Below are 7,287 nucleotides of genomic sequence, written 5' to 3' on the forward strand. Positions count from 1 at the left end.
TTGTACAAAAGCCACACAAGCTTCCTACAGCTCGGGCTGCAGCTTACTTATAAAGTGACAAGCAGTTATTACCAGCCCAGAGAAAACTGTTATGAAGACAAGAATGAAACAAGCACTGCTTAGCACGGTATTATTACTAACGGCATGCGGCAGCGATGATAAAGCAAAACCAGCCGAACTTGCCGGCATTTATGAGCAAGCAGGTTATGGCAACATTATAGTGTTTAGCCACAACACTTATGAAACTTACTATGCACTGGACAAATTCTGCTGGCGTGGTGAGCAAGGCGCTCTGGCTGATCTGAACATGTCAGCGCCAAACGTCTCTGACAAAGGCAACCGTCTTAGCTTTACTATGCCGGGGGCGCAGGCCTTTCCGGTACAGCTTAAACGTTTAAACCGCTTACCGGATAAATGTCGTAATCCTGTCGCGCCAACACAGAGCCCCATACAGAACTTTGAGCTGTTCTGGCACACAATCAACGATCTTTATGCGTTTCTGCCTGAGCGCCAAATCGACTGGCAACAACGATATCAGCAGTATGCTCCCTTGATCAGCGAGCAGTTAACTGACGAGGTATTGTTTACAATTTTTGCGCAGATGCTCGCTGGTTTTAATGATAGCCATACTACGCTGTCGGCTGAAATCAATGGCGAACAAGTTGATTATAGTGCGGCTCCTGCCAATGCTATTGCTGATTACGCTGCGGCGGCAGAGCTCTCAACGGAGCAGCTGCTATCCGATATGCGCACCAGAGCGCTGCAACTGATGCAGCTTTACGCTGGCAAAGCGTTAACACAAGCCGACGCAGAGCAACCTTTATGGTGGGCCAAAAGCGACAATAACGTTGGTTATATTATGCTGGGCGCTCTGGGAGGTTATGCTGCCGATGAGCGTGATGTCGCCGGAGATTTTAACCTGGCAACAGCCGCTTTTGCGGCCATGATGGCAGATCTTGCCGGCACAGACGCTATTATTATCGACAATCGCTTTAATGAAGGTGGTTATGACGATATTGGCAGCGAATTAGTACGCTACTTTTTGACCCAGCCACAGGCAGTATTACAAAAACAGGCAAAAAACCGTTTAGCCACCACCGGTTTAGTCAGCCTGAAGCTTTCCCCCGCAGCAACAACCTATACTAAACCGGTATTGCTGATTAACAGCCAACAGAGTGTGTCTGCGGCAGAAACCTTCAGCATTATGATGAAAAGCATACCGCAGGTAACCCTCCTCGGTGAAGCCAGCAATGGTGCCCTTTCAGATATGCTGCAAATCGCCCTGCCAAACGGTTGGCTGTTAACCTTATCTAATGAGCATTATCTGGATATGCAGGGCAACAGCTACGAAGTAACCGGCATACCGGCTGATATTGAAACGGCGGTATTCTCGTTGCAAGATAATGCCTTATCCAGGGTTCAGGCTTACGACACAGCGCTTTCGTTAGTGAATAAATCTTTTGCCATGCCGTTTAGCTTTAACGATGTAGAAGCGCTGATAGCAGAAGCACTGCAGCAAAAAACGCTGCCCGGTATTGCGCTGGCCGCGCTGAAAAATGGCGAACCGGTTTATAGCCAGGGCTTCGGCAAGGCCAGCGAAAATCAGCCAGCGACTTCAGACACCGCATTTTTTCTGGCATCGGTCAGCAAAGTATTTAATGGCACACTGGCGGCGATAATGGCAGCTGACGGACAAATTAGCCCGGATTTACCCGTGTCCGGCAATATTGGTTTTGAATTGACGCCGCCGGCACATTTTTCTCAGCCAATTTTGTTCAAACACTTGCTGTCGCACACCAGTGGCATTCTAGACAGCGAACACTTTAACTGTGGCTATTTTCAAAGTGATGACGGCAGTAGTTTATACAATGCGCTTTTTACTACTACGGCATGCCCGGAACCGGCCTATCAGGCACTGGGGGTATTTCTGCCAAACTACCTGCAGCAATCTGGTAATCGTTATACCCAGGGTAATTATCAGCAGGACGACAACATACAACCGGGCAATAATTTTGCCTACTCTAACGTTGGTGCGGCAACGGCAGCCTTACTGATGTCGGCTACAGCCGATAAACCCTACACAGCGCTTTTTGAAGAGAAATTGGCAGCGCCATTGCAGCTTAAGCAAACCCGCTGGGATATAACAGGCAACAGCATTGCCAACACAGCAACACGCTATGCCAAAACTGACGGTGAGTTTATTGCTTATCCTGACTATGGTGCCAACAGCTGGCCAGATGGCTTTTTAACGGCCTCTGCAAATGATCTGGCCAAATTTGCCATGGCGCTGTTAGCTGATAATCACCCGCTTATTACAGCTAAGGTACAAGACATCATGTTCAGCCCGTTGCATCAGCAGCATTTAGGCCAGGGTATCGGCTATTTTTGGGGTTTGGATCATTCTTACGCCTCGCATGACGGCGCAGACCCTGGCGTAACAACCTTATTGCTACTGGACAGAGCAAGCCGTAATGCGCTGATCGTATTGATGAATGCTGACGACAACGACAATGAAGAGCTCAATGACTTTATCGAACGCCTGCAAGTAACCGCCTGGCATGCGATCTGGGCCACCAATTAAACTATCAGGCTCAGTCTCAGAAGAGGCTGGGCCTGTTGCTGTTTTACTCTTTTGCTATATAAATAAAGTATTTCACTTCGCTTTTGATCAGTTCGCCCACCAAGCTTGGCAAGGTTCGGCTAAAAATAGATGTTAATTTTTATCTGCCCCTAATAATTTGAAAAATCAGTGCAAATCGAAAATTCAAATAAAAAGCGCCAATCTGAGATCTCTCAACAAAATTACACGTATATCTAGCAATCAACCCTACACCCGGGTGCCGTTCTGCGAACTTATACAGGAGGTTTTACATGAAAAACTTTACCGGTCTACTGCTAATCATTTTCATACATGGTTTTTTCTTTCAAACAGCATTGGCGCAAGACGGCAAAACGGCGCTGGTACCTTTGCCCTCGGTAGACGACTTCACCAGAGGTGAAGATGGCTGGGCTTTTGGGCTGGGCTTGGGTATTGAGTATGAAACTGCCTACGAAGGATCGGACGAATTTGGTGTTGAAATACAGCCAGCGGGCGCTGTGCAGTGGCGCCGCGGTGATGATATTTTCTATTTTGCCGGCGAAGCACTGGGCTGGCGAGGCCTGCGTGCTGACACCTGGTTACTGGAAGCCTTAATAGGCTTTGATGAGGGCCGCGAAGAAAGTGACTCTGATGATGGTCGTCTGGACGGACTTGGTGATACCGAAGAGGGCTTTGAAGTAGTACTGCAGGCACGGCGGGCGTTTAGCAACGACTGGCGTTATTGGTTGGTAAGCCGGCTGGTAACCGGAGATAACGGCAACCTTGGCCTGTTTGGTGTCGGCCGCCGCTTTGGCGATAAAACCGACGGTTCCGGTTCGGAAATTAATATCGTGGCGGTGTTTCACGATAGCAAATATGCCAATACAGGTTTCGGCATCACCGCACAGCAGTCGGCGGCATCCGGTTTGGCTGAAACCAACTTGAGTGGTGGCTTGCGTTCCATCGGGGTTGATTACAACTACCGGCATAATATCAACAAGAACTGGCAGATTTTCGGCGAGGCTCTTTATGAGCATTTCAGCAGCGACGTGCGCAATAGCCCCATCGCCCGCAGCAACTACGAAGCCGAAATCGGCATCGGGTTTATTTATATATTCTAGCCAAACCAAGGCTTGCACGGACCTAAGGGGTCAAAAATCAATGACACTGACACTTTTGATTACCTTTGATTCTCCTTCGTATATCCTTACCCGATTAACGCACTATGCAGTTGCATGCGCCAATAGTTCATCGTAGTTTCCTTTTAAACATAACACCGCGGTAATAGGCAGCTGGAACAGAGCGAAGCGGCGTGTAAGGTGTCCCAGTGAGCGAACGAAATTAACAGCCTTGTTAGGTTTTTGGCAGTTCATTTATTGCTACTTCCAGCTCTTTATCGTATAGCTCTGTATCATCTACGTAACCACGTTTAAGGCGATTTTCTGCCTCTGGAACTACAATGGCTAGCGCAAGTTTTTGGCGGATAAATGTTGCAAGAACATGATTTGTAACTTGAGACACTGGCTTTGACCAATTATCTCTGCAGCGCTGTATTAACCCAGAGTTTAATTCTGGTTCTACCCACAGCCCTTCTACATCAGCAACACTTTTCGCATTCATCGATAAAACCTAACGCCCAACTTTGGGGCAGTAACATGCAGGCTTAACTTGGAGCGAAGCGACAGAAGCCTGCATGTTACTGTCCCAGCGAACGCAGTGAGCGACAACAGTTGTTTGTTATGTGCTTTACTCACCAAGCCACTCAAATCTAGCTTTTCTGGTTATCTGATTGAATTCGACCTTATCTATTTTACCCTCAGACAGGTCATCTTCAGCTGCCATTATTATTTTTTGGTAACTGTATTCAATCTCAGCAAGAACATACCCTAATTTCCTTTCTGTAATGTCCCCTTTTTTATAGCTCTCTATTGCTAATTTCCTGTTCCACGATTTACCCGCTGGAGGATCGGGTAGAGAAAAATCCTTTTCGAGTAGTAAGTTATCGGTTATAGAGTACCCCGCCGCTATCGACTCTTTAGCGCATTGATAAAGCATATAATCAATTGAGTCTTGTAATCCATGAAGATGCCAATCAAACCCAGCAATACAACCACCAACTATTTTTCCATTTCGATCAATGATGTCAATTCGCCGTTCAGCACACGCCGACAACATAATCAAAAAGATTGTAATACTCAAAAACTTTAAATGCATAATCTCAACTTCTGAAGCACATAACGCCCCGCGCATGCGCGCGAACTTGTGAGCGTCGCAGGGGCCGCAGGCCCCGAATGACGCGGATTGTTAGGCTCTATTGATAAAAAGTAACTTTTCAATAGTCCCAGATAATGCTTTGTCGATACCTGGTTCGCCATGCGCAGCCAAGAAACTACAGGCCTTTTCAACAAACTCATTTGACTCAGCATGAGCTAATTTCTCCAGTGCATATTGTTTCGCTATTAAACACTGAATTGAGATTGGGAGCTCATCCATAGTTTCAGACCAAAGGTTTGCAACGTAGGATTCTAGATCATCTGCGGAAGAGCTAAGAACTGTCCATATACAATGATCAAGTGCATCAGCCTTACCACTATCATTCGAGCTCGTTGCTTTAAGTAATCCGTCAATTCCAGACTGAATCCAATTCATGTAAATAGCCTAACGCCCTGCTTAGGGGCGGAAACACATGGGCTAAAATTTAGGAGCGAAGCGACGCAGCCCATGTGTTTGCGTCCCAGCGAGCCTGCGAGCGACTACAGCAGATTGTTAAGTTTCATTCCGAACGAACCTTGTTTTGAAAATACTGTTCAACTTTTTTCACGGCTGCATAGATTTGTTGACTAAAATCATCTTCATCAGAAATTAAATACACAATTTCATCGTTAGCGGCAACTCTATCGGGATTATCATCGACAGTTGCGCCAGGACTCCTGTAAGCTCCTTTTAACCAAAAATGAAGCCAAATTTCAGACCTGATTTTTTTAACAGTTTTTTCTAAGTCGTCAAATGCTTGATCTGCTCCAGACGCCCAAATAATCTTCGTTTCTAATCTAAGAGTTGCAAGTTCAGACCATTCTGAGAAGAGGTGATTTAGTCTCTCATCATAAATTCTTTGCTCTTCTTTTAAACTATTACCTGCTTCAACTTCTTCTTTATTCAGAAAAAGCATTGGGCTGCGCACAGCTTGAATTGCTTGAGCTACCTGATGAGACTTAACAAGAACTTTCTTTGCAAGCTCGTACTCGCTTGTACCTCGAAGCTGCTTTTTCCAAGTAGAAAGGCCATAAATCCCAATTCCTACTGCGGCAATTGTTCCTAGTATGCTGATAATATCTTTTGTAAGAGACCAATTTATCTCTGAAACAGAAAAGCAAATGTTCAAATTTCCTCCTTGAAACTTAACGCTTTGCTAATTGGCTGCCGAAGCGCAGCGTGGGCAGTCCAGTGGAGGCCACGCTTTTTGTGGCCGGAACGAAATTAAGCAACTTGTTATAAACCATTTGAAACTTGATAATCAGCAACCAAGCCGACATTCTTTATCGGTGAAGGCAAAATATCATCTGCTGTGTTAATTAAACCATCGCGGCCATAAGAACGAATATGGTACGAGCTTTCATCAATTAACTTGTAATAGTAAAGTTTGCCATCTGTGTTTACTTGAGTCGCATCATGCAGGAAAACCATAGAGTTCTCTGGTAGAGATTTTTGCAGTACTTCTAATGATTCTGGGTAATGCCCGTTTTGTACTTTGTAAAACTCAATGGCTTGTACAGCGCTAGTTAGCTGAGTTTTAGTTAGCTCACCACGTAACTCATCATAAACACCTCCTTCTTGTACAAAGCCAAAATATCCCAGTGCACTATAAAGGAGTACAGTGAATGCGATACCGCACGCACCAACTATTTTTAGCTTTGTATGCTTTATAGCAAAGCCCCAAATAATGGCTATTGTGCCGAATAGAACTCCAATTAGTGGAATGAATGACATCCCACCAATCACGTAGCCCAGACATCCAGCTTCCTTTGCATTTTCTTGTTTATTTTCCATATTACACCGATATTTCTTTTGGTTTATAACGCCCCGCGCATGCGCGCGAACGTGTGAGCGTCGCAGGGGCCGCAGGCCCCGAATGACGCGGATTGTTATGTTAGCACTACCACAGTTTGTCTTGTTTTGTAGGTTGAGACTCATCGCCTACTTTATCTTGCTTAAATCTATTCTTACCCATCAGTGAAAATCTACTAAAATTATTAATTGATCCTAAATTACGATCGGATTTATTAAAGGTGTAGTCACCGACAACCTCAATCATATGCATATTTAAGCTTTTTTGAACGTAATTAAACAAATCTTCGTTGGCATATTCAATTTCAACTGCTTCACGCAAGACAAAATGAGATGCAGAATCACTATTTGGAAACAAAAATATTTTTCTTAACAGTGGCCCACCACCAGAATGATACTCAACCGCAGCGACTACACCTGAAATAAATATTTTTTTATCGTTAAAAGCCTCAGGGCTATTTATTAATTTGTAGAATGAAACTTGTTCCCCAAAATCAACATGTGCTTTTACAGGGAGGAACATAAAAATCAAAAAGAAGGCTATAGATCTCATAAACTCTCCTGTTCAACATAACGAGCCTGTAGAAAAACCTGTTGAACGCACAGTGTTTCTACTCCGGCCTTTCTGTTTATTATTTGTTAGC

Annotated in this window: 8 protein-coding genes; 2 read left to right on the top strand and 6 right to left on the bottom strand. The window is 44.9% G+C overall.

Features of this window, described 5'->3' with window-relative positions:
• The first annotated feature begins 91 nt into the window (after positions 1-91).
• Positions 92-2,581, top strand: coding sequence for a serine hydrolase (locus MJX74_RS13360; protein WP_240223318.1), 2,490 nt, complete (start codon positions 92-94; stop codon positions 2,579-2,581).
• A gap of 290 nt (positions 2,582-2,871) precedes the next feature.
• A complete protein-coding gene (locus MJX74_RS13365) occupies positions 2,872-3,699 on the top strand; it encodes a MipA/OmpV family protein (RefSeq protein WP_240223319.1) in 828 nt (275 codons plus the stop codon).
• A 232-nt stretch (positions 3,700-3,931) separates the two neighbouring features.
• On the opposite strand, the gene MJX74_RS13370 is transcribed toward MJX74_RS13365, so the two are convergent.
• The 6 genes from MJX74_RS13370 to MJX74_RS13395 all read right to left on the bottom strand — a co-directional run bounded on the left by MJX74_RS13370 (position 3,932) and on the right by MJX74_RS13395 (position 7,196).
• On the bottom strand, positions 3,932-4,198 hold the full coding sequence (locus tag MJX74_RS13370) for a hypothetical protein (protein WP_008900236.1): 267 nt from the start codon (positions 4,196-4,198) through the stop codon (positions 3,932-3,934).
• A 126-nt stretch (positions 4,199-4,324) separates the two neighbouring features.
• Positions 4,325-4,828: a hypothetical protein gene (locus MJX74_RS13375; protein WP_240223320.1), complete on the bottom strand. Its 504-nt coding sequence runs from the start codon at positions 4,826-4,828 to the stop codon at positions 4,325-4,327.
• A gap of 54 nt (positions 4,829-4,882) precedes the next feature.
• Positions 4,883-5,227, bottom strand: coding sequence for a hypothetical protein (locus MJX74_RS13380; protein ID WP_240223321.1), 345 nt, complete (start codon positions 5,225-5,227; stop codon positions 4,883-4,885).
• Between the two features lie 124 nt (positions 5,228-5,351).
• Positions 5,352-5,960 (bottom strand): hypothetical protein, encoded by a 609-nt coding sequence (locus tag MJX74_RS13385; protein WP_240223322.1) that lies wholly within the window; start codon positions 5,958-5,960, stop codon positions 5,352-5,354.
• A gap of 107 nt (positions 5,961-6,067) precedes the next feature.
• A complete protein-coding gene (locus MJX74_RS13390; RefSeq protein WP_240223323.1) occupies positions 6,068-6,625 on the bottom strand; it encodes a type II secretion system protein GspG in 558 nt (185 codons plus the stop codon).
• 106 nt (positions 6,626-6,731) lie between these two features.
• Positions 6,732-7,196 carry a hypothetical protein gene (locus tag MJX74_RS13395; RefSeq protein ID WP_240223324.1) on the bottom strand — a complete coding sequence of 155 codons (465 nt, stop codon included), beginning with the start codon at positions 7,194-7,196 and terminating at the stop codon, positions 6,732-6,734.
• Between the last annotated feature and the right edge of the window lie 91 nt (positions 7,197-7,287).

This window comes from Rheinheimera hassiensis (assembly GCF_022436675.1).
GTDB lineage: Bacteria > Pseudomonadota > Gammaproteobacteria > Enterobacterales > Alteromonadaceae > Alishewanella > Alishewanella hassiensis.

Bases quoted from the DNA above. Each gene is read 5' to 3' on its own strand.
- MJX74_RS13380 (WP_240223321.1), bottom strand. From the start codon at position 5,227: ATGAATTGGATTCAGTCTGGAATTGACGGATTACTTAAAGCAACGAGC.
- MJX74_RS13390 (WP_240223323.1), bottom strand. From the start codon at position 6,625: ATGGAAAATAAACAAGAAAATGCAAAGGAAGCTGGATGTCTGGGCTAC.
- MJX74_RS13375 (WP_240223320.1), bottom strand. From the start codon at position 4,828: ATGCGCGGGGCGTTATGTGCTTCAGAAGTTGAGATTATGCATTTAAAG.
- MJX74_RS13365 (WP_240223319.1), top strand. From the start codon at position 2,872: ATGAAAAACTTTACCGGTCTACTGCTAATCATTTTCATACATGGTTTT.
- MJX74_RS13370 (WP_008900236.1), bottom strand. From the start codon at position 4,198: ATGAATGCGAAAAGTGTTGCTGATGTAGAAGGGCTGTGGGTAGAACCA.
- MJX74_RS13395 (WP_240223324.1), bottom strand. From the start codon at position 7,196: ATGAGATCTATAGCCTTCTTTTTGATTTTTATGTTCCTCCCTGTAAAA.
- MJX74_RS13360 (WP_240223318.1), top strand. From the start codon at position 92: ATGAAGACAAGAATGAAACAAGCACTGCTTAGCACGGTATTATTACTA.